The sequence below is a fragment of the Burkholderia sp. JP2-270 genome (genome assembly GCF_003233675.1).
Classification (GTDB): Bacteria; Pseudomonadota; Gammaproteobacteria; order Burkholderiales; family Burkholderiaceae; genus Burkholderia; species Burkholderia pyrrocinia_C.
On record NZ_CP029825.1, the window covers coordinates 2,334,525 to 2,356,407 of the forward strand.

Here is a 21,883-nt window from a genome sequence, read left to right on the forward strand (position 1 = left end):
CGGGATGTCAGCATTTTCTCAGACTCGGTCGATAACCTGTGTCGAGCCGGAAGAAGCACGCAAGGACGGCATTAATACCAGAAATATTCAAGGAGACGGCAACATGCAGCAAGTCACGGGCACGACGCACGCGCGCCGCAGCGCGCCGCCGGCCCTCGCGCGGCCGTTTGCCGCCTGTCGCAAGGCGACGCACGCATGACGGCGTCGCCGCGCCGCCGCGCATTGATCGCCGCCGGGCTCGGCGTGCTCGCCGCACCGGCGCTCGTGCGCGCGAAGCCGCGCACGGTGCGGATCTCGAAAGGCTATGGCGTGCTGTATCTGCCGCTGCTCGTGATGGAGAAGCAGCGGCTGTTCGAGCGGCACGCGGCGCGGCACGGCATGCGCGATGTCGCGGTCGACTGGGTGCTGCTCGACGGCGGCAATTCCGTCAACGACGCGATGATGGCCGGCACGCTCGATTTCGCGGGCGCCGGCGCGCCGGGCTTCATCGAGCTGTGGGCGCGGGCGCGCGGTATTCCGAACGTCGAGGTGATCGGCATCAGCGGGCTGTCGACCACGTCGCTGTCGCTGAACGCGAACCGTCCGGGCCTGACGTCGCTGCGCGACTTCACGCCGTCCGACCGGATCGCGGTGCCCGGTATCCGCACGTCGCTGTCGGCCGTCGTGCTGCAGATGGTCGCGAGCCGGCAGCTCGGTCCGAAGCATTTCGCGCAGCTCGATTCGATCACCGTGAACCTGCCGCATCCGCAGGCGATGCAGGCGCTGATCCGCCGCGAGAACGGCGTCACCGCGCACTTCACGTCGCCGCCGTTCTCGACGCTCGAGTTGCGGCAGCCGGGCATCCATCGCGTCGTGAGCTCGGTCGACGTGCTCGGCCCGCTGACGCTCGACGTCGTGTTCGCGCCGAAGCGGCTCGTCGATACGGAGCCCGCGCTGGCCGTCGCGTTTCTCGGTGCGCTCGACGAAGCGAACCGCCTGATCGCGCAGGACCCGCGCGCGGCGGCCGCGCTCTATGCGGCGTCGTCCGGCGTCGGCGTGTCGCACGACGACGTGATGCGGATGCTCGCTGCGCCCGACACGCGCTTCACGGTGCGGCCGAACCAGCTGATGGACTACGTCGAATTCCTGTACCTGGCCGGCACGATCAAGGCGAAGCCGCGCGCGTGGCACGAGATGTTCGCGCCGATGCTCGACGACTACCGGTCGGGTTGAGCGCCGCCGACGGCCGACAGGCGACATTCATCGAAACATTCCGCGCCCGCGCCTTCGTTGCGCGCGGCGCCGATTCAACCGACATGCAACCGATTCACGTAAGGAGCCCGTAGTGAACGCTACCGAAACCCTGGACCCCGCGTCCGCCGAAGAACAGCGCATCATGTCGAAGATGGCGCGGCGCCTGCTGCCCATCCTCGTCGTGATGTTCCTGATCGCGTTCATCGACCGGCAGAACGTCGGCTTCGCGAAGCTGCAGATGGTGCACAGCCTCGGGATGACGGAGGCCGCGTTCGGGCTCGCGTCGTCGCTGTTCTTCATCGGCTACCTGCTGTTCGAGGTGCCGAGCACGCTCGCGCTGCATCGCTATGGCGCACGCGTATGGCTCGCGCGGATCATGCTGACGTGGGGCCTCATCACCGTGCTGATGGGCTTCACGACGTCGATGCCCGCGTTCTGCTCGCTGCGCTTCCTGCTCGGCATCGCCGAGGCAGGCTTCTATCCGGGTGTGATCTACTACCTGACGCTGTGGTTTCCGCAGAGCTACCGCGCAAAGGTGCTCGGCATCTTCACGCTCGGCAGCGCGCTCGCGAACATGCTCGGCTCGCTGGTCGGCGGCGTGCTGCTGAGCCTGAACGGCGTGTGGGGGCTGGCGGGCTGGCAGTGGGTGTTCATTGCAACCGGCATTCCGGCCGTGATCGTCGCGATCGTCGTGTTCCGCGTGCTGCCCGCGTCGTTCCGCGAGGCAACGTTCCTCGACGAGCGCGAGAAGCAGATCGTCGCGGCCGCGCTGGAGCGCGAGAAGCCCGCGCAGGCCGAGCACGGTCAACCGTGGAAGGCGCTGCTCGATCCGCGCGTGATGCTGTTCGCGGCAACCTACATGCTGATGTCGACGTCGCTGTACGGCGTCACGTACTGGCTGCCGACCCTCGTGAAATCGTTCGGCGTGTCGAGCAGTACGAACGGCTTCCTGAGCATGCTGCCGTGGGCGCTCGCGGTGCTGCTGCTGCTGTGGCTGCCGGCGAAGCTGCGCCGCGCGAAGAGCATCCTGCGCACGATCGCGATCGTCGCGGCGCTCGGCGCGCTCGGCTTCCTGCTGAGCCTCGTGCTGCCGTCGACGCCGCTGCGCTTCATCGCGCTCGTGCTCGGCGGCGCATGCATCCCGCTGCTGTATCCGTGCTTCTGGTCGATGCCGCCGCGTTATTTCACCGGTGCGCGGGCGGCGGCGAGCGTCGCGGCGATCAACTCGATCGGCAACCTCGGCGGCTTCTTCAGCCAGAACCTGATGCCGTTCGCGGGCAAGGTGACGGGCACCGCGTTCGGGCCGATGATCGTGCCGATCGTGTGCCTCGCGCTGCTCGGGATCGGCGCGCTGGTCGCGTGGACGCGATCGGAGCGGGGGATGGTGGCGGCGCAGGTGTGATGCGGCGAGGCCGGTTTATACAGTGCCGGCAAGCCGACCATACCAATCGGCCGACTCTGTTCGGTTGTCGTGATGTGCTACCATGTATTACATATGTAATGCATGGAGTGTGCGATGAAAACAGCCACGATGCCCGCGCTGCGAGTCGACCCGAAACTGCGTGAAGAGGCGGAATCGGTCCTGTCGGAAAACGAGACGCTATCTGCGTTCATGGAGTCGGCGTTGCGTGATGGCATTGCGCGCCGACGCCTGCAGCGCGAGTTTGTCGCACGCGGCCTGGCGTCGCGCGACGAAGCGCGGCGTACCGGCAAATACGTCGATGCCGAGGATGTGCAGAGCGAGCTTGAGAGCATGCTGAACGCCGCGCGCGCGCCGAAGGCGGCTGATTGAGCTACCCGGTCCGCTATACGAATGCGGCGCGTGAAGACCTGGTGCGACTGTATCGATATCTTCTCGAACGTGACGTGGACGCGGCGGCGAGGGCCCTGGAGGCGATCGAACGCGGCGTCGCCATGCTGCGATTGTTCCCGTTCACTTGCCGCAAAATTGACGAGCGCAATCCGTTTCTGCGCGAATTGATCGTGTCCTTCGGTACGTCAGGCTATGTCCTGTTGTTCGAGATCGAAAGTGCAGAGCAGGTAACGATCCTCGCCGTCCGCCATCAACTAGAAGACGACTACCACTGACCGCATCAGCGACGCGCCACCTCCGCATCCGACCGGCCTACCCGCGCGAAGCCCCAGCCCCGCCATGTGCAACCGCCACCCGCGCATGCGAAAGCGGAATCTCCACCTCGACCGTCGTACCTTCACCGAGCGTCGTCGCGATCCGCAGCGTGCCGCCGACGAGATACGCACGCTCGCGCAAGCCGACCAGCCCGAACGAACTCGACTTGCGCGGCGCACCGGGATCGAATCCCGCACCGTCGTCGCGAATCGTCAGCGCGATCGCATCGTCCCGGTGCACGAGGTCCACGTCCGCATGCGATGCGGCCGCGTGCCGCGCGATGTTCGCGAGCGCTTCCTGCGCGATGCGGAACACGGCCGTTGCATACGGTTCGTCGAGCTGCAGCTCGGTCGGTTCGACATGCAGCGCGCACGCGATCCCGTGACGGTGCCGGAAATCCTCCACGAGCCATTGCATCGCCGCGGCGAAGCCGAGATCGTCGAGCATCAGCGGGCGCAAGTCCGACGCGATGCGCCGCGTCGCGGCCACCGCGCCGCGTGCCATCGTGTGCATCGCCGCGATCTTGCGCGCCAGCGGCGCGTCGTCTTGCTGCACGCGGTCGACCAGCCATTCGAGATCGTTCTTTAGCGCCGCGAGCGTCTGCGCGAGTTCGTCGTGCAGCTCGCGGGCGATGCGGCGCTGCTCGGCTTCGCGCGCGGTCGCGCTGATCGCGGCGATCTCGCGCAGTTCCTCGCGTGACGCCTGCAGCGCCCGCTCCGCGCGCACGCGCTCCTCGACTTCGCGCCGCAGGTCGCGGTTCGATGCGCTCAGTTGCGCGGTACGCGCGGCGACGCGCTGTTCGAGCCGTTCGTTCGCCTCGTTCAACTGCGCGCTCTTCTGCACGACGAGCAGATGCTGGTAGCGCGCACCGGCCAGCGCGCGCACCGTCTGCGCGTGCAGCCGGCCGTTCTCGAACAGCATCGCGAACAGCACGACGCCGGACGCGACGAGGCCGTACGCGCGGCCCGCGTAGAAACCGAGATCGAAGCGCCCGTGATTCAGCATCGACGACAGCGCGATGTCGAACAGCCAGGCAACGAGCACGGTCATCACCCACAGATCGAGCACGGAATGGCGGCGTCGTTGCCGCCACATCAGCATCAGCGCCACCAGGTTCAGCCCCCAGACGACCGTGATCGCGTTCTTCATCGTCGCGGCCATCCGGTTGCCGTGCATGATGCGCGGCAGCAGGTCGTGGCCGGCGGTCGCGAGCACCGCGAGCGCGGCCGTCGCGCCGGCCGCCGCGACGATGCAGAGCACCACCGGAATCGCCGCGCGGCGCTGTGGGGCCGGGATCGGGCGCGCGCGCGACGCCGCGCGCAGCAGCGCGTACGCGGCGACCGCGAGCGGAAAGCCGCCGTGCCAGAACAGGTACAGCCAGGCGGTGGTCTGTTCGCCGGCGCCGAGCAGGCCCGTCGGCGTGAACAGTCCCGGAAAGGTCAGCATGTGCGTGCCGGCCATGAAGCCCGTGAACAGGTAGCCGCCCGCGAGCGCGAGCAGCGATTTCTCGCGCAGGATCGCGTACTGGCCGAGCAGGAGGCCGGCCGTCACCATGTCGTTGACGACGATCGCCGACTGGTACACGGGAATGAACGCCCAGCCCGGCGCGAGCGGCATGCCCGCGAACGGCGCGAGTGCGGCGAAGATCGCGGCCGACACGAGCACGGTCGCGATCGCGAGCCGCCGCTCGCGCCGCCCCGGCGGCAGCGACGACATGAACAGGCGCGACGCGTCCGGATCGGTGTCGTCCGGGGGCGCGGACGGGAAGCGGAAGGCGGCCATCATGCGTTGTCGACGCCGGGGTCGAGATCGTGGCGCATCGCGTAGCGGACCAGCGCGGCTTCGTGCGGCAGTTCCATCTTCTCGAGGATCCGTGTCTTGTACGTGCTGACCGTCTTCGCGCTCAGCGCGAGTTCGGACGCGATCTGCGTGACGGTCTGGCCCGCGACGATGCGGTGCATCACGTCGAGCTCGCGCGCGGACAGCCGTTCGTGCGGCAGCATCTGGGCCGGCGCGCGCAGCGTGCGCGCGAGGCTTTCGGCTGCCGACGGGCTCACGTAGACGCCGCCCGCCGCGACCTTGCCGACGGCCTCGACGAGCTCGGCGGTCGCGCTGTCCTTCGTCAGGTAACCGGTTGCGCCGGCCTTGAACGCGCGCGCCGCGTACTGCGCCTCGGCATGCATCGTCAGCACGAGCGTGCGCAGCGACGGCGCGTGGCTCTTGACCAGCCGGATCAGCTCGATGCCGGTCGGCGCGGGCATCGACAGGTCGAGCAGCAGCACGTCGGCGGCGCTGCGCTCGGCCAGAGCGAGCGTGGCCGGGCCGTCGCTCGCCTCGCCGACGATTTCGAAACCGCCGGCCCTCTCCAGGATATGACGCAGTCCGTCCCGCATGACTGCGTGATCGTCAGCCAGAATTACCCTGATCATCGAGCGACCCTCTTCGGGATGACGCCGCGGACCCTGCCGTCCGGTTGCCGCCGCGACTGTTCTTCCGATCAATATATTCCGCCGAATCCCAAAACGGTACACATCCGGGAAATTTTCGAGATATCCGACCCCGGAATGTGGACTGAACCGAAATAATCGACGGAAAAGGGAATGGCGTGGACCGCTTGTGGGTTGGGGTATTCCCGGATGGCTGGTGGGCCCCGGGGGGACCGGCGCGGTGTCACGCGAACGGCCCCGATTCGGGACTAAACTGGTGCCCGATGCCACCGCGACAACCGAGGAGCCCCGCGATGATCGACCTTGCCGATATCCTTCCGTCCGCACTGCCTGCCGCCGTCGCATGGGCCGAAGCGGAAGCGGCGCGCGGGATCGCGCAGGGCGCGCCGCTGACGCCGGCGCAGGCCGACGACGCGCGCACCGTGGGCGTCGCGCAGCCGGAGCGGATCCGCGTCGTGATCGTCGACCGCATGCCGTTCCCCGAAACGCCTTCGCTGGCCGCGATCGCCCGCGACACGGGGCTGCTGTCGCCGGGGACGATCGGGCTCACGCTCGGCCATGCGGTGTTCGTGCTGCGCGGGCAAGACACGCGCCGCCTGCTGACCCACGAATTCCGTCACGTACATCAGTTCGAGGCCGCCGGGTCGATCGGCGCGTTTCTCGCGCGCTATCTGCACGAGATCGCGACGGTCGGGTACCACGACGCGCCGCTCGAGGCCGATGCGCGGCAGTACGAGTTCGATTGATCTCCGACGCCGGCGCGACAGCGCGCACCTCGCGATGAACGTTCCCTACGCCACTGCCGGCCCGGTGTTCGCACATCGGGCCGTGCCGCTTTGGAGCGCGCGATGAGCGACACGATCCACGCATGGATCGGCGCGATCGGCGCGCATCCGCTGCTCGTGCTGGCGATCGTGTTCGTGACCGCCTGCGCCGAGGCGATCGCGCTGGTCGGCACGGTCGTGCCGGCCGGTGCCGTGATGTTCGCGGCCGGCGCGCTGATCGGCGCGGGCGCGCTCGACGGGTGGACGACGATCGGCGTCGCGGCTGCCGGCGCCGTGGTCGGCGACGGGATCAGCTACGAGCTCGGGCGGCACTATGGCGGGGTGATCCGCAACGCGTGGGCGCGCTTCGGCTACGCGGCCGCTTACTCGCGCGGCGAGGAGTTCGTGCTGCGCCATGGCATGAAGAGCATCGTGCTCGCGCGCTTCCTTGCGCCGGTGCGTGCGATCGTGCCGGTCGTCGTCGGCTGCGCGACGCTGCCGCGCCGGTCGTTCTATCCGGTCAACGTGATATCGGCACTCGTGTGGGCGCCCGTGCATGTGGCGCCGGGCATCCTGTTCGGCGCGTCGGCCGTTCTGGCCGCGGCGATCAGCGTGCGGGTCGCCGCGATCCTGGTGGTCGTCGCCGCGCTGGTCGCGCTGGTGTGGATCGGCGTGCGCGTCGCGTTGCGGCGCGGCTGGCCGCTGCTGCGTCGCGTGTTCGTCGAAGTCGTGCATGCATGCGCGCGCCGCTGGCCGCGCTTCGGCGCGCGGCTGCACGACACGATCGCGCGCGTGCGCCGCCTGCCGGGCGCGGTGCCCGTGCTCGCGCTGCTGTTCGTCGGCTGCGTGTGGCTGTTCGCGGGGCTCGTGCAGGATGTCGTCGCGAACGATCCGCTGATGCAGGCGGACATCGCGCTATACGCGTTCCTGCAGAACCTGCGCACGCCGCCCGTCGATGCCGCGATGAGCGCGCTCGCGGTGCTGCACGGGCACGATACGGGGCTGATCGTCGCGGCCGCGTTTCTCGTCTGGCTGATGATTCATCGCTGCTGGCTGACGTCCGCATGGTGGCTCGCGACGATCGGCATCGCCGTCGTGCTCGTGCCGGTGTTCGGCGCCGGCATGCCCGGCGCGTCGCCCGCGAGCCTGCCCCCCGGCGCGCTGCACGAGCCGCTGCCCGATGCCGATGCCGCGTTCGCGATTCTCGCGAGCAGCGGCCTCGGCTGGGTGCTGGCGCACGACGGGGCCCCGCGGTGGCGTATCCCGGTCGTGACGGCCGTCGTGCTGTGGATCGTGCTCGGCGGCTTCGCGCGGCTGTACGTCGGCGATACGTGGCTGTCGGGTCTGCTCGGCGGCTGGAGCCTCGGGCTGGCGTGGTTCGCGGTGCTCGCCGGCGCTTATGCGTACTGGCGCGTGCGCGAGCATGTGCAGTCGAGGGGCGCGCTCGTCGCGGTGGTCGTGGTGCTCGCGACGGCCGGCGTATGGACGATTCCCGCGCAATGGCAGCTCGACCGCGCGTCGCGCCCGCATGTCGGCGACGTGGTCGCGATGACCGTCGACCAGTGGATGCGCGGCGGGTGGCAGCGCGTGCCGACGCGGCGCACCGAGATCGGCGGCGATCGCGAGGAATATCTGCCGCTGCAATGGAGTGCGACGTCGGACACGCTCGATCGCCATCTCGCTCAGGCCGGCTGGCAGCGCGCGACGCCGTGGTCGCCCGCCACCGCGCTGCGCTGGCTGTTGCCGCAGGCGCCGGCCGACACGCTACCGGTACTGCCGCGCTACACGCACGGCGAGAGCACGCGCCGCGTGTTCGTCCACGTCGATCCGGGCCACCCGGAAAGCCGTGTCGTGCTGCGGCTGTGGCGCTATCCGTACGTGCTGCAGGATGCGCTCGGCACGCGGCCGCTGTGGTACGGCGCACTGTATCGCGAAACGCTGCACCGGCCGGCGAGGCTGATAACGATCGTGAGGACGACGCCGATCGACGATGCGGCGGCGATCGCGCAGGCGCTGGCGGTCGAGCCGACGATCGAGCATCCGCCGACGGGGATGAATGCCGCGCCGGCCGGGATGCTGCTGGTGTGGATGACCAGGCCGTGAGCGGGCAGGCCGGCCGTGCGCCGCTTACGCGTGCGCCGGCTTCGCGGGGACGACGGACAGGCGCAGGCCGACCGTCTTGAGCACCGCGAGCAGGGTTTTCAGCGTTGGGTTGCCGTTGGGGGACAGCGTGCGATACAGCGATTCGCGGCTGATGCCGGCTTCGGCCGCGACGGCACCGAGCCCGCCGTACGCTTCCGCGACCGTGCGCAGCGCGAGCAGGGCGGCCGCGCGGTTGTCGGGATCGTCGAGCGATTCCATTGCGACGCGCAGATAGGCCACCGCGAGTTCGCGATCGGCGCCGAGTTCGGCGACTTCCGCGTCGTGGTGCGATACCGCGCCTTTGAGCTTGTTCATGTTTGCCTCCGTTTCCAGTTCGACCAGTGTTCCTTTGCGCGCCTGATGTCGTCGGGTTGACTGCCCTTGTCGCCGCCGGACAGCAGCAGCACCAGTGCACCGCCGTGCCGGCCGAAGTACACGCGATAGCCGGCACCGACGTGGATGCGCAGTCCGATCACGCCTTCGCCGACAGGCACGCAATCGCCGAAGTTGCCCGTCTGCACGCGGCGCAGGCGTTCGCGAATCCGTGCCTGGGCGAGCTTGTCGCGCACGGCGTTCAGCCATTCGGTGAAAGGCTCGCGACCGTCGTCGCGCTGATAGCGAAGCAGTTCGAACTTGGATGCCATTGTAACTTATAAGCTACAAAAAATGTGAGAGGAACGAGGCGGCCATGCGGCCTGCCACTGGCGGTGTGAACGGAGTGCGATGCACGCGTTGCCGATCGTCGGATCGAGACGGCATGCAACGCAACGGCACCGCGGCCGGAGCGCATGCAGCGCCTTCATGGTTCGGGGTTTCAGGCAACGAAGCCGGCTTCCCGGACGACGATCATTCTTTCGTCCGGTGCGTACGGCGGCGATTCGGCCGAATGGCCTGTGTCGATGGCGCGATGACGAGGCATGCGCCGGGTGTGGGGTGTCCGGAGGGAGTGACGTGAACGGCAAACCTGCCGGCGACGCGGCGGCGAGCGCCTGTCGGGTTTCTCGCCGGCGTTCGAGCGCCAGTACGGCGTGCCGCAAGGCATGTATCGCAGCGGCGTGCCGCGGGACGGCGGCTATCGACGAATCGCGGTACGATCGATTGCCTTCCGGCCAACATCGCCTTCACGAGAGAACCCGCATGATCACGCTTCGCCCGATGACCGAGGACGATTTTCCGCGCTTCTGGCCGACCTACCGCGCCATCGTCGCCGCTCAGGAAACCTATGCATTCGATCCCGCGCCGACGCCCGAGGCAGCGCGCGCACTATGGCTCGACGCGCCGCTCTGCACATGGATCGCCGAACAGGACGGCGTGCTGCTCGGTTCGTACTACCTGAAGGCGAACGCGGCCGGGCCCGGCAATCACGTGTGCAACTGCGGCTACATGGTGAGCGAGGCCGCGCGCGGCCGCGGCGTCGCGCGCCTGATGTGCGAGCACTCGCAGCAGGTCGCGCGCGAGCGCGGTTTCCTCGCGATGCAGTTCAACTCGGTGGTCGCGACGAACGAGGTCGCGGTCGCGCTGTGGCAGAAGCTGGGATTCGAGATCGTCGGCCGCCTGCCGCGCGCGTACCGTCACGCGCGGCTCGGGTTCGTCGATTGCTTCGTGATGTTCAAGTGGCTCGGCGACGCGGCGGCCGCCGAAGCCTGAGCACGCTGCCGCTTCGTCAGACGGCGAATGCGCCGTCGAACACGATCCGCTCGTCGAGCGCGAGCGTACCGCGCGCGAAGATCAGGTCGAGATGGTGGCTGCCGTTTTCGCCGCCGCCGAGCCCGAGATGCAGGCCCGGATGGCGTTCCTCGAATCCTGCATTGCGGCCGTACAGCCCGCGGATCCCGAGGTTCGTGCCGATGCCGAATTCCTCGATCCGCCGGTGATTCGCGTGCCGGTCGAGATAGGTCGAGAAGTCGCGCCGGAAGCCCGCGTCGTCGCTGTCGAAATCGACGATCGTGCTGCCTTCGACATGCAGCGTCGCGAGCCGCTCGGTGACCTTGTACTTGATCGCGAACGGCACGGTGCCGAGAAACGTGCCGCTGAACAGGACCGAGCCGCTCAGGTCGGTGACGTGCGTTGCGATCTCGCCGGGCACGACGTCGAGATTACCCATTCCATCCACGCTCGTCCATTTCTGGTCCGGCGCGAGCGAGCCCGTCAGCGTGTTGCCGGCTTCGTCGATGAAGCGGATCTGCGACGCGCGCGCGGCCGCTTCGATCAGCCGGCCGTTGCGTGCCGCGATGTCGTCGAGCGATTCGGCGAATGCCTCGTCGAGATGCGGGCCGTAATCCTTGAATAGAACCGACTTGCCCCAGTGCTCGACGATCGCGGGGCGGATCGCGGCGAGGAACGGCGGCCCGCTCGGCGACGGCGTCGGCAGGCACGACGAGTCGTACAGCAGAACGAACAGGTCGGCGCGATCGAGCGCGGAGGCGATGTCGGCGGGCGGGGTGGTTTCGAGGCAGAGGGTGGTCGCGTCGAGCGAATCGGGCAGGGCGGCAAATGCGCGCAACGCGATGTCGCGGTTGCGGGTGTCATAACCGACCAGCAGTTTTCCCGACTCGCCGCGCGCTAGCTTGTCGCGCAGCGCGGGGTGAAAGCCGAGTGCGCGGTGCAGGTTCAGCATGCGTGTCTCCGGAAGCGGCGGAAGGGCCGCGGCCCTTCCGCGAGAACGGGTGGCCCGCTCAGACCGGCCAGAGCGCGGTGCCGAACGGCACCACGGCGTCCTCGACCATCATGTCGACGGCCTCGGGGTGCGTGTCTTCCTGCATCCAGTCAAGCAATTCGATCTGCTGGGTTTCCTGCATGTCAATTCTCCTGTGGTGAACATGAGTGATTCAACATGAAAGCGCACGGCTAAAAGATTGCCGCTCCCCGTCCGGCATTTCGTGAACGCCGGGCGAGTGGCGTCGATATTAGTCTGATGAATTTGCGAATGCAATGCGTTGCGGGATTTTTAGCAAAATCCTGCTAAACACGGGAAATTCCAGCAGGCGATGCGGGAAAAAGGCAGATAAATCGAATAACGGGACCGACCTGATTTTCCAATTATCGGGATCGCGACCGGTTAAATGATTCCGGAAATTTTTTTAAATTGGAAATGCAATGGTGCCGATTATTTCGAATCGCGTCGTTCGCGCGGGACGCGTGCTTGACGGTCGCGGCCGGGCAGCGCACGTTGCGGGCTGCCGCGTAGTCACGCGAGGGTCAACGTACGCACGCCGTGCGCGACACGCGATGAAACGCGCGGCTGAAGTAGATGAGGCTGTCGCCGTCGTCGCGCACGCGGATCGACGTCGCCTCGATGAACATCACCGAATGCGAGCCGACTTCCTTCATCTCGGCGATCGTGCCCTGCAGGCTCGCGAGCGCATCGCGCAGCACGGGCACGTCCTGTTCGCCGCGATCCCACACGGGCAGCTCGAAGCGGCGCTCCATCGGCAGGTCGGTGAGCCCCGCGAAATGCCGCGCGAGCAGTTCGTGCTCGGCCGGCAGCACGTTGATGCAGACATGGCGGTTGCGCTCGAAGGTCGCGTGCATCGCGCTCGACCGGTTCAGGCATACGAGCAGCGTCGGCGGCGCGTCGGTGACGGAGCACACGGCGCTCGCGGTGATCCCGCAGCGGCCGTGCGGGCCGGCGGTGGTGATCACGTTGACGGCCGCGCCGAGGTGGGCCATGGCTTGACGGAACGCCTTCTGCGCGTCGGTCGGTTCGACGCGTGCAGGTCGCGCGCTATCGGGCGTGGAGATCGTGGAGGGTGTGGCGGACATGGGCGCTCCCGGGTGGACGAATGCGGCGATCGTGCGTGCTGCCGGTGCAGCGGTCGATAGCCGACGATGACCCTAGCGTACGTCGCGAAAATGCGGACGACCATTCGCACGATTGACGATGGAGATGGCATTCTCGCCAACGCGTCTAAAGGTTCTACCTAGATCGCTGCACGCTGCACCAAAAAAAGCGCGATTGTGCGGTCGTGCGGCACGTAAAAGGGTGTTCAGCGGGTTTTCGGCTCGTTATGATGTGCCGCACACCCCCAGCGAACGACGCTTGCGACGAACCGGCAACCGGCCCCTCGCGCTGCGCGTGCGATACCCATACCGATATTGAGCGAGACACCCGCGATGACGTCACCCGCACCGATCGTATACATCGTCGACGACGATAGCGGCATGCGCACGTCGCTCGCGTGGTTGCTCGAATCGGTCGGCATCGCGTCCGAAGGGTTCGCGAACGCCGCCGACTTTCTCGCGCGCTTCGACGTGAACCTGCCCGCGTGCCTGGTACTCGACGTGCGGATGCCGGAGAAAAGCGGCTTCGACGTGCAGGCGGAACTGAATGCGCGCGGCGCGACGCTGCCGGTGATCTTCGTCAGCGGGCACGGCGACATCCCGATGTCGGTGCGTGCGCTGCAGAACGGCGCGATCGACTTCGTCGAGAAGCCGTACAACTCGCAGCAGATGCTCGAGCGCGTGCAGCGCGCGCTGCGGCTCGCGCAGCAGCGGCATGCGGTCGGCCAGCGCCATCGCGCGCTGCGCCAGCGGCTCGAGGCGCTGACCGCGCGCGAGAAGGAAGTACTGCGCGGCGTGGTCGACGGCAAGGGCAGCAAGCAGATCGCGTCGGACCTGTCGATCAGCGTGAAGACCGTCGACGTGCATCGCGCGAGCATCAAGGAGAAGCTCGGCGCGACATCGATCGCCGCGCTCGTGCGCGACGTGATGGTCGTGTGGGGCGACGACGGGGAGCCGTCGCGCTAGCGGTCCGCATGCACACGGGCGCGGCCGCACCCGGACGTGCCGTGCGCGCGGCACCGGTCGGCACTGCGCGATCGATGCGTAGCGCCGCTCAGCGCATGTACAACCCGCCGTTGATATCCCAGCATGCGCCGTTCGCGAAATGCGCGTCGCCCGACGCGAGCAGCACGGCTGCATCCGCAACGAAGCCGGCCGACCCGAGCTTGCCGCCCGGCAGGCTCGCGAGCACCTGACGAAGCTTTTCCGGCGCGACGCTTTCATACACGATCGGCAGATCGAGCGGGCCCGGCGAGATCGCGTTGACGGTCACGCCGCGGGAAGCGAGATCGCGCGCGAACACCTTGGTCAACGTCAGCGTGCCGCCTTTCGCGGCCGCGTAGTGCGCGCCCGTTGCCGAGCCGCCATTCTGCCCGGCGAGCGACGCGATGTTGACGATGCGGCCCGCACCGCGCGTCGCGAAGTACTGGCCGAACACCTGGCAGCCGAACAGCACGCTGCGCAGGTTCACGTCGATTACGCGGTCGAACTGCTCGGCCGTGATCTCCATCGCCGGCACGACCTTCGATGCGCCCGCGTTGTTGACGAGCACGTCGATCGTGCCCCAGCGTGCGACGAGCGCATCGCGCGCCGCTTCGAAATCGCGCTTCGACGTGACGTCGAGCGGCAACGCGATCGCGCGCTCGCCGCTCGGGTCGAGTGCGTGCGCATGCGCATGAATCGCGTCGGCGGCGATATCGGCCAGCGCGACTCGGTAGCCGGCCGCATGAAAGCGTTCGGCGATGACGGCGCCGAGCCCGCGCGCGGCGCCGGTGACGAGGACGACTCGGTCTGACATGGTGCGTGATTCCCTGGTTCGCGGGCGCGCGCTTGTTGTAGCCGCGCCCGCATCGTGGTTCATGCGGCGAGGGCCGCTTCGAAGTGTGCCGCGATCGCGCATACCTGTTCGTCCGCGCCGTTGCGTCCGACGATCTGCAAGCCGGCCTTCAACGGCGAACCGGCCAGCGGCAGCGGCAAGCTCAGCGCCGGGTGGCCGCTCAGGTTGAACGGCCGGATCAGCGACGACATCGCGATGACCGATACGCCGTCGCGCGCTTGCTGCAGCGTGATCGGCAGTGCGGGCAGCGTCGGCAGGACCAGCACGTCGGCGTGTTCGAGCGCGGCGTCGACTTGCGCGGTGAAACGTGCGCGTACGGCTTCGGCCTCGGCGAGTGCCGCAGGCGTCGTCATCGCGGCCGTGCGCAGCCGTGCATCGAGATCGGCGCCGAGTCTGGCTGTCGCGACCAGATGGCCGAACGCGCGATACGTTTCCGCGTTGATCACGGCGAGCCCCGCGGCGAACGCCGCCGGCATCTCGTCGAGCACGATCGAATGCGAGCGCAGGCCCGACGCGCGCACCGCCGCATCGAGTGCGGCCGCGATCGCCGGATCGGCGTCGACGGTGATTTGCGCGACCGTGCAGTTCGCCGACGATGCGGCCGCACGCGCACGATCGAAGCCCGGCGCGATTGCGGCCATCACCGCGGCCAGCGTGCGGATATCGCGTGCGAATGGCCCGACGCAATCGAGCGTGGTGTCGACGGGCGCCACACCGCGCCGCGACACGCGACCGAACGTCGGCTTCAGGCCGACCACGCCGCAGCACGCGGCCGGCCCGCGAATCGAGCCGCCGGTGTCGGTGCCGAGCGCTGCATCGACGGCGCCGAGCCCGACGAGCGATGCGGACCCGCTCGATGAGCCTCCGGGAATGCGCGACGCGTCCTGCGGATTGACGGGCGTGCCCGAGTAGTCGTTGATGCCGGTCATCCCGAACGCGAGTTCGTGCATGTTTGCCTTGCCGGCGATCTGCCAGCCCGCGTCGAGCAGCAGGCGGACCACGTCCGCGTGTTCTGCTGCCGGCGGCGCATCGGCGAGCGCGCGGCTCGCCGCGCGGGTCGGATGGCCGGCGATGTCGATCGTGTCCTTGATCGCGATCGTCGGGCCCGGGCCGCCGAGCGTGAAGGTGTCGATGAAGCCTGTCATGGTCGGTGTCATGAAGAATCGGTGAGGCGTCAGGACCGTGGCGCGGCGGCGAGCGGCCACGGGCCGTCGAGCACGCGCTCGGTGCGGAAATGGCGGATCAGCCAGGCCGAGCCGTCGGCGGCCGGCGCGAAATCGACGGTCAGCCGCGCGGCGATCAGCTCGGCCGTGCCGTCCGCGTAGCGCGACGCCTGCAGCATGATCCAGCGTCCGCGCGCGCTCGCGTTGCCGGCGCCCACCTCGATCGATTCCGACGTCAGGAAATGCAGGTTCGCCGAGAAGTGCGGATCGGGCGGCAGATAGCGGCGCAGCATCGCGACGATCTCGGCCGTGCCTTCGAGGCGGCCGAACTTGCGCGCGTACTGCGGGCCGATGCCTTCCCACACGGCGTCGGCCGTGAACAGGCCGGCGAGCGGCGGGCCGTCGCCGGCATCCTCGGGCACGTCGCACAGCGCCATGTAGCGCGCGATCGTCGCGCGCACCGCGCGCTCGGCGTCGAGCGCCGCGACACGCTGAGCGAGCGCATCGATCAGGCCGGGTGACAGGTCGGTCATCGCTTGCCTCACGACGCGGGCCGCGCGGCCGGCGGCACGGTCAGAGCGCGGCCGACCCGCGCTTCGATCTTGCCGTAGCGCCACAGGTTGTATTCGCCGACCGGCGTCGTGCGATACAGGTTGCACACGGCAACTGTCGTGTCGAAATCGGCGACGTCGGCCATGATGTAGAACGTCCACGGCGCGCCGTCGGCCTGGCCGACCACGAGGCGATCGTCGTCCATCACGCCGAGCACGCGCACGCCGGGCATCGCTTCGACGGCGGCGAGCATCGTGCCGTACGCCTGCCACACCTCGCCGATCTTTTCGCGCGGCAGGTCGAAGAAGTTTTGCGACACGCCGCAGCAGAACAGCACGCGCAGCGGCAGCGGATTCGAATCGGACATGTCAGGTTCTCCAGAGGAATCGGTTGCGTGCATGAGCCGGCCGGAGAGAGCGCTTCGGCATCGGCTTCATGCACGTTCAAAAAAAATGCTTCAGCCGATGCGGGTTACAGATAGCCGGGAAACGGCGTGACACCGGTAAACACCGCGCCGGCGCCGTCGAAGTTGCCTTCGGCGAGAAACGCGTGCTGCGTGACGACCATCGCGTCGCGCAGCAGCCGCTGCAACGGATGCGATCGATAGATCGCGGCCGTGCCGCCGAGCCGGTATGCGCGTTCGACGACGCTCGCGCCTTCACGCGCGATTTGCGTGGCCGCGAGCCGCAGCAGGCTGACCTGGTCGGGCGTCACCGGGTTGCCCGCGAGGATCGATTGCCAGACCGTGTCGGTCGCATCGTAGAAGAACGCACGCGCCGAGCGCAGTTGTGCTTCGGCCTTCGCGAGCTCGATGCGGAAATACGCGCGATCGGCGAGGCGCGGCGCGCCGGTCGTCGTCTGGCGTCCGCCCGACATGCGGTTCACGACGTCGAGCGCCGCGCGCGCAAGGCCGAGGTTGACGACGGCCAGCACCTGCGCTGCATACGCGACGGTCGGATAGCGGTACAGCGGCTCGTCGACGGTCGGCTCGCCGCCGCGCACAAAGGTCCACGCTTCGGGCACGAAACGGTCGTCGATGCGCAGGTCGTGGCTGCCGGTGCCCTGCATGCCGACCACGCTCCAGTTCTCGACGATCTCGACGTCGGCGGCGCGGAACACGGCTGTGCGCGGCTTGTTCGGCGCGGCGTCCTGCGCGCCCGGCACGGCGATGCCGACGCCGAGCCAGTCGGCGCCCTTGCAGCCGCTCGCGAATTTCCACGTGCCGTTCACGCGCCAGCCGCCCGGCGCGGGCTGCGCCGGCTGCACCGGGAACAGGCCGCCCGCAAACACCTGGTCGGGGCCGCTCGCGTACAGCTCGGCCTGCGTGTCGAGCGGCAGCGCGGCGAGATAGACGTTCGCGGAACCGAAGCTCGCGACCCACGCGGCCGAACCGTCGGCGGTCGCGATCCGCTCGATCATGTCGAGGAACGCGGTCGGCGCGAGCGCATCGCCGCCGAAGCGGCGCGGCGTGCCCGCGCGATAGATGCCGGCCTGCTTGAACAGCGCGATCACGTCGCGCGGCACGTGCGACAGGCGATCGAATTCTTCGCGTCGCGCGGCGACGGTCTCGATCACGGCGTCGAACGGCGACAGCCGCCCGGCCGGGGCGCCCGCCACGGGCGGCGAGGTCGGCGCAGGTTCGATGGCGAGGGCGGCTTGGGGCATGGCTGTCTCCTGGGGGCGGACGGGGTTCGATTGCGGGGCGGCATGCGTGCTGTGCGTCAAAGCGATGCGGCACGACGATGCAGCCAGTCTAGAAACGCCGAAAACACGCAGCAATTGGTGCGTTGGGCCGTGCGACTGGTGACGTTCCGTGCCGGACTAAAGAAATCTTCAGATGCGATCGGCGCACGCCGGTGCTATGTTGGGTTTCCGGCTGCGCGATACCGCGCGCCCTCATCCGAATCCGATCATGAGTTTTCCCGACGAAGACGATTTCCACCGGCTGCTCGACGCGCTGACGACCTGCGTGCTGCTGCACGACGCGCAGACCAAGGCGATCGTGTGGGCGAATCGCGCCGCGTGCATCGCGCTCGGCTTTTCCGTCGAGGAACTGCTGCCGCTGAAGGCGCCGGACATGACTCGCCCCGAACCGAAGTACCGGCGCGAGATCGGCATAGGTGCGATGGATCGCGCGATGGTCGATGGGCCGCAGGTGTACGAGTGGTGCTACCGGTCGCGCACCGGCGTCGACATGCTGTCGGAGGCGATCGCGACCTACGTGCCGCTGCGCGGGCGCGATGTCGTGATGGTGCAGTTCCGCGACATCAGCGCGGAAGAAGCGATTCGCCAGCAACTGCGCCGCTACGAGGCGCGGCTGCGCGAGTTCATGCAGGATCTCGACGAAGGCGTCGCGGTCGTGTCGCCGCACGGCGGCGCACAGTTCATCAGCGAGTCGGGGCGCCGCGTGCTCGGGCTCGCGCCCGACGAAGCGCTCGGCGAGGTGCTCGACTACTGCACCGAGGCCGATCGCGACCGGCTCGTCGCGCAGTTGCGCGATGCGCCGTCGACGTGTCCGTCGGAGCCGCAGCGCTACCGGATCGTGCGGCGCGACGGCTCGACGTGCTGGCTGCGCATCACGTGCCGGCAGGTCGAGATCGAAGGCGACCTCGACGGGCTGCTCGTGCATTTCCGCGATGTCAGCGACGAAGTCGCGATCGAGGAAGCGCGGCGCGCCGAAGCGCGGATGCTCGAATACGCGGGCCGCTACAACGCGATGGGCGAGATGGCGACGGTGATCGCGCACGAGCTGAGCCAGCCGCTCGCGGCCGTGCGCAACTTCATCGAGGGCGCGGTGCGGCGGCTGAACGGCGGCGGCGCCGTCGACGATGCGATCTGGGGGCTGCGCAGCGCGGATCGGCAGGCCGAGCATGCGGCGCTGATCATCAAGAGCGTGCGCGAATTCATCGTGAAGCGCGAGACGGTCGTCGCGGTTGCGGACTTGCGTGACATCCTCGCCGATGTTGCATATTTCATCGAGCTGCGCGCGAAGGAGGCCGGCGTGACGGTCGCGATCGTGCAGGCCGGCGCGCCGCTGCCGATCCGCTGCGAGCGCGTGTTGATCGGGCAGGTGATTCTCAATCTCGCGTTCAACGCGATCGAAGCGTTCGCCGGCTGCGAGCGCGTGCCGCGCACGCTGACGCTCGGCACCGCGAACGTGGACGGGTACGCCGAATTGCGCGCGATCGACAACGGCCCGGGCATCGCGGAAGGCGCGCACGACCGGCTGTTCGACGGCTTCTCGTCGTCGAAGGCCGGCGGCAACGGGATCGGGCTGTCGCTGTGCAAGAGCATCGTCACGCGCCATGGCGGCCGGATCTGCGCGAGCCCGGCCGACGGCGGCGGGCTCGACTGCCGCGTGACGCTGCCGCTCGCCGGTAAGCACGCGTAGCGGCAGCGACGCGTCACGGCAGAGCGGTGACGCCAGGCGTGGCGAGGCCCAGCGTATTGAGGCCCGACGTAGCGACGTTCGACGTACCGACGCCCGACCCATCGTCAGCGCCCCAGCGCCCGCGCGGTCCGGCCGCCGATGCCGAAGTCGGTGTTCGGGATGTCCTTGATGATCACGCGCGTCGCCTGCAGCGGCGCGTCGAGCACGTTCGCGCCGGCATCGGACAATGCGGCGATCAGCGCGCGTTTTTGTTCATCGGTGCGCCCGGCGATCAGGATCGCGACGATCACTGGCAGCGACGGCGGCGCGCCGTCGGCGGCACTGCGGCCGCCGAGGCCGATGTGTGTCGCGGGCAGTTCGGTGAGCAGCACGCGCACGGACTCGACCGGTGCGCCGATCGCGTCGACTGTCGCGCCGGTCAGCCGTGCGATCAGTTCGGCCTTGCGGGCGTCGCCGTGGCCGGCCGGCAGGAAAACTTCGAGTGTGGGCATGGTCGTCCGGAAAGGTGAAGGTTGCCGGTTCACCGTTGCACTTGCAGCGGCGAACCGGCTACGGCTTACAGCAGGAAGCCGATCGCGCTGAGCGCTTCGGTCGAGTCGATCAGGCGCACGACTTTTTCGGTGATCCGCATCTCGCCTTCGGCATCGACGTGCAGCTTATGCGTGACGTCGGCCGCGAACAGCGTCGCGACGCCGCGCTTGTACGCGACGACGACCTGCGCGGATTTCAGCTCGACGGTGTCCGCGCTACCGCTCTCCAGCGTGAAGCGCGACACGGTGCGCACCGTGCGCGCCGCATCGGTCGCCGACGCCGAATAGCCGGACACCATCCGCTGCACGCGCTTCTCGCGCATGTCGTGGTCGTCGAACACGTAGTTCAGCGTGGCTGCGAAGTCGGTCGCGTCGGGATCGATCGGCACTACGTAGTGGCCGGCCGGATCCCACAGGTCGAGCCACGCGCGATAGTCGCGGCGATCGAGCATCTCGGCTTCGCGCCATACGAATTCGACCGCGCGGGCGAAGGTCTGCTGCGAGAAAAGGGCGTTGCGGTCGTCCATCATTGCTGCTCCATCATCTTGCGCCATTGCCGGTAGGCCTCGCGCATGCCGGTCTCGTCGGTCGCATGCGCGGTCTTTTCGCCGTTCGCGGCGGTCGTCTCGCGGTTCAGCCCGCGGTTCACGAGGATCGGCACGTCGGGGCCCGCATGCGCGCCACGCTGCACGCGCTCCCACGCTTCCGCGTCGTCGGGGCTGCCGAAGCCGAACGGGCCCTGGAAGTGCTCGTGGATGCGCAGCCGCTCGCGGTTCGCCTCATCGGGGCCGCCGTCCATCGCGAGCGCGACGTGGCGGATCTCGGTTTCGTTCGCGGAGATCGGCCGCAGCACGCGGAAGAACGCCATCGACAGCGCGAGGTTCGGGAACAGGTTCAGGTTGAAGCCGACACCCATCAGCGAACGCACGATGCGGCGCACTTCGTTCGGCGCGTGGCGCTCGGCGAGCTTAGCCGCGAGCGGCGCGAAGCGCTCGGGCAGCGGTGCGCCGTCGTCCGCGTCGAGATCGATCAGTTCGGGCATCAGCACCGCGAGGCTGTGGCCGTTGCCGAGCCCGCGGCAGAACGCATCGTCGCTGGTCATGAAGCTCGTGATCGCGGCGGCCGTCTCGTCGTCGATAGACTTCATCCACGACTTGTGCACGACCGGGAAGTGATAGAGGTCGGTCGTGTTCTCGAGCTGGATCTTCCAGTTGCCCTTGAACTTGAACTTGTGCTCGCCGTTCGCCTTGATCGGGTAGCCGGCGCCCTGCTTCATGAACAGGTCGATCCACGGCTTCGCGCCGCCGAGGAAATCCTCGAGCGGTTCGACGTCGTCGTTGAAGCTCGCGAAGATCAGCCCCTGGTATACGCCGACGCGCAGCTTTACGAGCGGCAGGTCGCCTTTCTCGCACACGCCTTCGTAGCCGTCGCCGTACGGCAGCGCGCGCAGCGTGCCGTCGAGCGCGTACGACCAGCTGTGATACGGGCACGTGAAGCCTTTCGCGTTGCCCTTGTGCGATTCGCACACGGTCGCGCCGCGATGGCGGCAGCGGTTTTGCAGCACGTTGATCTCGCCGGTCTTGTCGCGCACGACGATCACCGGCTGGCGGCCGATCGTCGTCGTGATGAAGTCGCCGGGCTGCGGCAGCTCGCTCTCGTGCGCGACCCAGATCCAGGTGCGGTAGAAGATGCGGTCGAGCTCGGCTTCGAACAGCGCCGGATCGTGATACATCGCGGGCGCGATGCGGTCGGGCTGCGCGAGGCCGTGCAACGCGCGGGTGTCGATCGTCTGGTACGGAATGTCGCTCATCGTTGTCGTGGGGAAGAGTCGCGAAATCGGGCCGCGCGGGGCGCGGTATCGAATGCCCAGTCTCGCCTTCCGCTATATATCCGTCAAATTGATCTAAAATTGGAAA

At 68.2% G+C, this 21,883-nt stretch carries 24 protein-coding genes; 9 read left to right on the forward strand and 15 right to left on the reverse strand.

Features of this window, described 5'->3' with window-relative positions:
* Positions 1-195 precede the first annotated feature (195 nt).
* From DM992_RS28665 to DM992_RS28680, 4 genes are all read left to right on the forward strand, one after another.
* Positions 196-1,212 carry an ABC transporter substrate-binding protein gene (locus DM992_RS28665; RefSeq protein ID WP_111019619.1) on the forward strand — a complete coding sequence of 339 codons (1,017 nt, stop codon included), beginning with the start codon at positions 196-198 and terminating at the stop codon, positions 1,210-1,212.
* A 112-nt stretch (positions 1,213-1,324) separates the two neighbouring features.
* Positions 1,325-2,635: an MFS transporter gene (locus DM992_RS28670; protein ID WP_111019620.1), complete on the forward strand. Its 1,311-nt coding sequence runs from the start codon at positions 1,325-1,327 to the stop codon at positions 2,633-2,635.
* Between the two features lie 114 nt (positions 2,636-2,749).
* Positions 2,750-3,025 carry a YlcI/YnfO family protein gene (locus tag DM992_RS28675; RefSeq protein ID WP_111019621.1) on the forward strand — a complete coding sequence of 92 codons (276 nt, stop codon included), beginning with the start codon at positions 2,750-2,752 and terminating at the stop codon, positions 3,023-3,025.
* Positions 3,022-3,321: a type II toxin-antitoxin system RelE/ParE family toxin gene (locus tag DM992_RS28680; RefSeq protein ID WP_111019622.1), complete on the forward strand. Its 300-nt coding sequence runs from the start codon at positions 3,022-3,024 to the stop codon at positions 3,319-3,321. Before DM992_RS28675 ends, DM992_RS28680 begins: the two co-directional genes overlap by 4 nt.
* Positions 3,322-3,358: 37 nt before the next feature.
* On the opposite strand, the gene DM992_RS28685 is transcribed toward DM992_RS28680, so the two are convergent.
* Positions 3,359-5,146, reverse strand: coding sequence for a sensor histidine kinase (locus tag DM992_RS28685; protein ID WP_111019623.1), 1,788 nt, complete (start codon positions 5,144-5,146; stop codon positions 3,359-3,361).
* A complete protein-coding gene (locus tag DM992_RS28690) occupies positions 5,143-5,790 on the reverse strand; it encodes a response regulator transcription factor (RefSeq protein WP_111019624.1) in 648 nt (215 codons plus the stop codon). The genes DM992_RS28685 and DM992_RS28690 overlap by 4 nt, the downstream gene beginning before the upstream one ends.
* 311 nt (positions 5,791-6,101) lie before the next feature.
* On the opposite strand from DM992_RS28690, the gene DM992_RS28695 reads away from it, so the two are divergent.
* Together DM992_RS28695 and DM992_RS28700 are read left to right on the forward strand one after the other, a co-directional pair.
* Complete coding sequence (locus DM992_RS28695) at positions 6,102-6,554, forward strand: hypothetical protein (protein WP_111019625.1); 453 nt, start codon at positions 6,102-6,104, stop codon at positions 6,552-6,554.
* 102 nt (positions 6,555-6,656) lie between these two features.
* Positions 6,657-8,675 (forward strand): LssY C-terminal domain-containing protein, encoded by a 2,019-nt coding sequence (locus DM992_RS28700; protein WP_111020451.1) that lies wholly within the window; start codon positions 6,657-6,659, stop codon positions 8,673-8,675.
* Between the two features lie 24 nt (positions 8,676-8,699).
* Here the strand turns inward: DM992_RS28700 and DM992_RS28705 are convergent, their stop codons facing one another.
* Together DM992_RS28705 and DM992_RS28710 are read right to left on the reverse strand one after the other, a co-directional pair.
* The gene (locus DM992_RS28705) at positions 8,700-9,029 is read right to left on the reverse strand and encodes an addiction module antidote protein (protein ID WP_111019626.1); all 330 of its coding nucleotides are present in this window, start codon (positions 9,027-9,029) and stop codon (positions 8,700-8,702) included.
* The gene (locus tag DM992_RS28710) at positions 9,026-9,358 is read right to left on the reverse strand and encodes a type II toxin-antitoxin system RelE/ParE family toxin (RefSeq protein ID WP_111019627.1); all 333 of its coding nucleotides are present in this window, start codon (positions 9,356-9,358) and stop codon (positions 9,026-9,028) included. Before DM992_RS28710 ends, DM992_RS28705 begins: the two co-directional genes overlap by 4 nt.
* Positions 9,359-9,851: 493 nt before the next feature.
* On the opposite strand from DM992_RS28710, the gene DM992_RS28715 reads away from it, so the two are divergent.
* Positions 9,852-10,361 carry an N-acetyltransferase gene (locus DM992_RS28715; RefSeq protein WP_111019628.1) on the forward strand — a complete coding sequence of 170 codons (510 nt, stop codon included), beginning with the start codon at positions 9,852-9,854 and terminating at the stop codon, positions 10,359-10,361.
* A gap of 16 nt (positions 10,362-10,377) precedes the next feature.
* On the opposite strand, the gene DM992_RS28720 is transcribed toward DM992_RS28715, so the two are convergent.
* From DM992_RS28720 to hpaC, 3 genes are all read right to left on the reverse strand, one after another.
* On the reverse strand, positions 10,378-11,331 hold the full coding sequence (locus DM992_RS28720; RefSeq protein ID WP_111019629.1) for a leucyl aminopeptidase: 954 nt from the start codon (positions 11,329-11,331) through the stop codon (positions 10,378-10,380).
* Between the two features lie 58 nt (positions 11,332-11,389).
* The gene (locus DM992_RS43425; protein WP_006479692.1) at positions 11,390-11,512 is read right to left on the reverse strand and encodes a hypothetical protein; all 123 of its coding nucleotides are present in this window, start codon (positions 11,510-11,512) and stop codon (positions 11,390-11,392) included.
* A 400-nt stretch (positions 11,513-11,912) separates the two neighbouring features.
* Positions 11,913-12,476, reverse strand: a complete 564-nt coding sequence (gene hpaC / locus DM992_RS28725) for a 4-hydroxyphenylacetate 3-monooxygenase, reductase component (protein WP_111019630.1) — start codon at positions 12,474-12,476, stop codon at positions 11,913-11,915.
* Positions 12,477-12,827: 351 nt separating this feature from the next.
* Between hpaC and DM992_RS28730 the strand changes: the two genes are divergently transcribed.
* Entirely contained in the window at positions 12,828-13,460 is a 633-nt protein-coding gene (locus tag DM992_RS28730; RefSeq protein WP_111019631.1) for a response regulator, read from the forward strand.
* An 88-nt stretch (positions 13,461-13,548) separates the two neighbouring features.
* Here the strand turns inward: DM992_RS28730 and DM992_RS28735 are convergent, their stop codons facing one another.
* The 5 genes from DM992_RS28735 to DM992_RS28755 all read right to left on the reverse strand — a co-directional run bounded on the left by DM992_RS28735 (position 13,549) and on the right by DM992_RS28755 (position 17,711).
* The gene (locus DM992_RS28735; RefSeq protein ID WP_111019632.1) at positions 13,549-14,292 is read right to left on the reverse strand and encodes an SDR family oxidoreductase; all 744 of its coding nucleotides are present in this window, start codon (positions 14,290-14,292) and stop codon (positions 13,549-13,551) included.
* 59 nt (positions 14,293-14,351) lie between these two features.
* Entirely contained in the window at positions 14,352-15,476 is a 1,125-nt protein-coding gene (locus DM992_RS28740; protein ID WP_111019633.1) for an amidase, read from the reverse strand.
* A gap of 29 nt (positions 15,477-15,505) precedes the next feature.
* Positions 15,506-16,027, reverse strand: coding sequence for a nuclear transport factor 2 family protein (locus DM992_RS28745; RefSeq protein ID WP_111019634.1), 522 nt, complete (start codon positions 16,025-16,027; stop codon positions 15,506-15,508).
* A gap of 8 nt (positions 16,028-16,035) precedes the next feature.
* The gene (locus DM992_RS28750) at positions 16,036-16,413 is read right to left on the reverse strand and encodes a hypothetical protein (RefSeq protein WP_111019635.1); all 378 of its coding nucleotides are present in this window, start codon (positions 16,411-16,413) and stop codon (positions 16,036-16,038) included.
* Between the two features lie 104 nt (positions 16,414-16,517).
* Positions 16,518-17,711 carry an acyl-CoA dehydrogenase family protein gene (locus DM992_RS28755; protein WP_111019636.1) on the reverse strand — a complete coding sequence of 398 codons (1,194 nt, stop codon included), beginning with the start codon at positions 17,709-17,711 and terminating at the stop codon, positions 16,518-16,520.
* Positions 17,712-17,883: 172 nt separating this feature from the next.
* On the opposite strand from DM992_RS28755, the gene DM992_RS28760 reads away from it, so the two are divergent.
* Positions 17,884-19,437: an ATP-binding protein gene (locus DM992_RS28760; protein WP_111019637.1), complete on the forward strand. Its 1,554-nt coding sequence runs from the start codon at positions 17,884-17,886 to the stop codon at positions 19,435-19,437.
* Between the two features lie 104 nt (positions 19,438-19,541).
* Here DM992_RS28760 and DM992_RS28765 read toward each other — a convergent pair whose 3' ends face one another.
* From DM992_RS28765 to DM992_RS28775, 3 genes are all read right to left on the reverse strand, one after another.
* Positions 19,542-19,928: a tautomerase family protein gene (locus tag DM992_RS28765; RefSeq protein WP_111019638.1), complete on the reverse strand. Its 387-nt coding sequence runs from the start codon at positions 19,926-19,928 to the stop codon at positions 19,542-19,544.
* Positions 19,929-19,993: 65 nt separating this feature from the next.
* Positions 19,994-20,497 (reverse strand): aromatic-ring-hydroxylating dioxygenase subunit beta, encoded by a 504-nt coding sequence (locus DM992_RS28770; protein WP_111019639.1) that lies wholly within the window; start codon positions 20,495-20,497, stop codon positions 19,994-19,996.
* Positions 20,494-21,777 carry an aromatic ring-hydroxylating dioxygenase subunit alpha gene (locus tag DM992_RS28775; RefSeq protein WP_111019640.1) on the reverse strand — a complete coding sequence of 428 codons (1,284 nt, stop codon included), beginning with the start codon at positions 21,775-21,777 and terminating at the stop codon, positions 20,494-20,496. Before DM992_RS28775 ends, DM992_RS28770 begins: the two co-directional genes overlap by 4 nt.
* Between the last annotated feature and the right edge of the window lie 106 nt (positions 21,778-21,883).

Excerpts from the sequence above, each read along its gene's own strand:
- DM992_RS28730 (WP_111019631.1), top strand. The coding sequence starts at position 12,828 with ATGACGTCACCCGCACCGATCGTATACATCGTCGACGACGATAGCGGC.
- DM992_RS28665 (WP_111019619.1), top strand. The coding sequence starts at position 196 with ATGACGGCGTCGCCGCGCCGCCGCGCATTGATCGCCGCCGGGCTCGGC.
- DM992_RS28765 (WP_111019638.1), bottom strand. The coding sequence starts at position 19,928 with ATGCCCACACTCGAAGTTTTCCTGCCGGCCGGCCACGGCGACGCCCGC.
- DM992_RS28710 (WP_111019627.1), bottom strand. The coding sequence starts at position 9,358 with ATGGCATCCAAGTTCGAACTGCTTCGCTATCAGCGCGACGACGGTCGC.
- DM992_RS28735 (WP_111019632.1), bottom strand. The coding sequence starts at position 14,292 with ATGTCAGACCGAGTCGTCCTCGTCACCGGCGCCGCGCGCGGGCTCGGC.
- DM992_RS43425 (WP_006479692.1), bottom strand. The coding sequence starts at position 11,512 with ATGCAGGAAACCCAGCAGATCGAATTGCTTGACTGGATGCAGGAAGAC.
- DM992_RS28700 (WP_111020451.1), top strand. The coding sequence starts at position 6,657 with ATGAGCGACACGATCCACGCATGGATCGGCGCGATCGGCGCGCATCCG.
- DM992_RS28745 (WP_111019634.1), bottom strand. The coding sequence starts at position 16,027 with ATGACCGACCTGTCACCCGGCCTGATCGATGCGCTCGCTCAGCGTGTC.
- DM992_RS28675 (WP_111019621.1), top strand. The coding sequence starts at position 2,750 with ATGAAAACAGCCACGATGCCCGCGCTGCGAGTCGACCCGAAACTGCGT.
- DM992_RS28690 (WP_111019624.1), bottom strand. The coding sequence starts at position 5,790 with ATGATCAGGGTAATTCTGGCTGACGATCACGCAGTCATGCGGGACGGA.
- DM992_RS28720 (WP_111019629.1), bottom strand. The coding sequence starts at position 11,331 with ATGCTGAACCTGCACCGCGCACTCGGCTTTCACCCCGCGCTGCGCGAC.
- DM992_RS28770 (WP_111019639.1), bottom strand. The coding sequence starts at position 20,497 with ATGATGGACGACCGCAACGCCCTTTTCTCGCAGCAGACCTTCGCCCGC.
- DM992_RS28715 (WP_111019628.1), top strand. The coding sequence starts at position 9,852 with ATGATCACGCTTCGCCCGATGACCGAGGACGATTTTCCGCGCTTCTGG.
- DM992_RS28750 (WP_111019635.1), bottom strand. The coding sequence starts at position 16,413 with ATGTCCGATTCGAATCCGCTGCCGCTGCGCGTGCTGTTCTGCTGCGGC.
- DM992_RS28685 (WP_111019623.1), bottom strand. The coding sequence starts at position 5,146 with ATGATGGCCGCCTTCCGCTTCCCGTCCGCGCCCCCGGACGACACCGAT.
- DM992_RS28695 (WP_111019625.1), top strand. The coding sequence starts at position 6,102 with ATGATCGACCTTGCCGATATCCTTCCGTCCGCACTGCCTGCCGCCGTC.
- DM992_RS28755 (WP_111019636.1), bottom strand. The coding sequence starts at position 17,711 with ATGCCCCAAGCCGCCCTCGCCATCGAACCTGCGCCGACCTCGCCGCCC.
- DM992_RS28775 (WP_111019640.1), bottom strand. The coding sequence starts at position 21,777 with ATGAGCGACATTCCGTACCAGACGATCGACACCCGCGCGTTGCACGGC.
- DM992_RS28740 (WP_111019633.1), bottom strand. The coding sequence starts at position 15,476 with ATGACAGGCTTCATCGACACCTTCACGCTCGGCGGCCCGGGCCCGACG.
- DM992_RS28760 (WP_111019637.1), top strand. The coding sequence starts at position 17,884 with ATGCGATCGGCGCACGCCGGTGCTATGTTGGGTTTCCGGCTGCGCGAT.
- DM992_RS28705 (WP_111019626.1), bottom strand. The coding sequence starts at position 9,029 with ATGAACAAGCTCAAAGGCGCGGTATCGCACCACGACGCGGAAGTCGCC.
- hpaC (WP_111019630.1), bottom strand. The coding sequence starts at position 12,476 with ATGTCCGCCACACCCTCCACGATCTCCACGCCCGATAGCGCGCGACCT.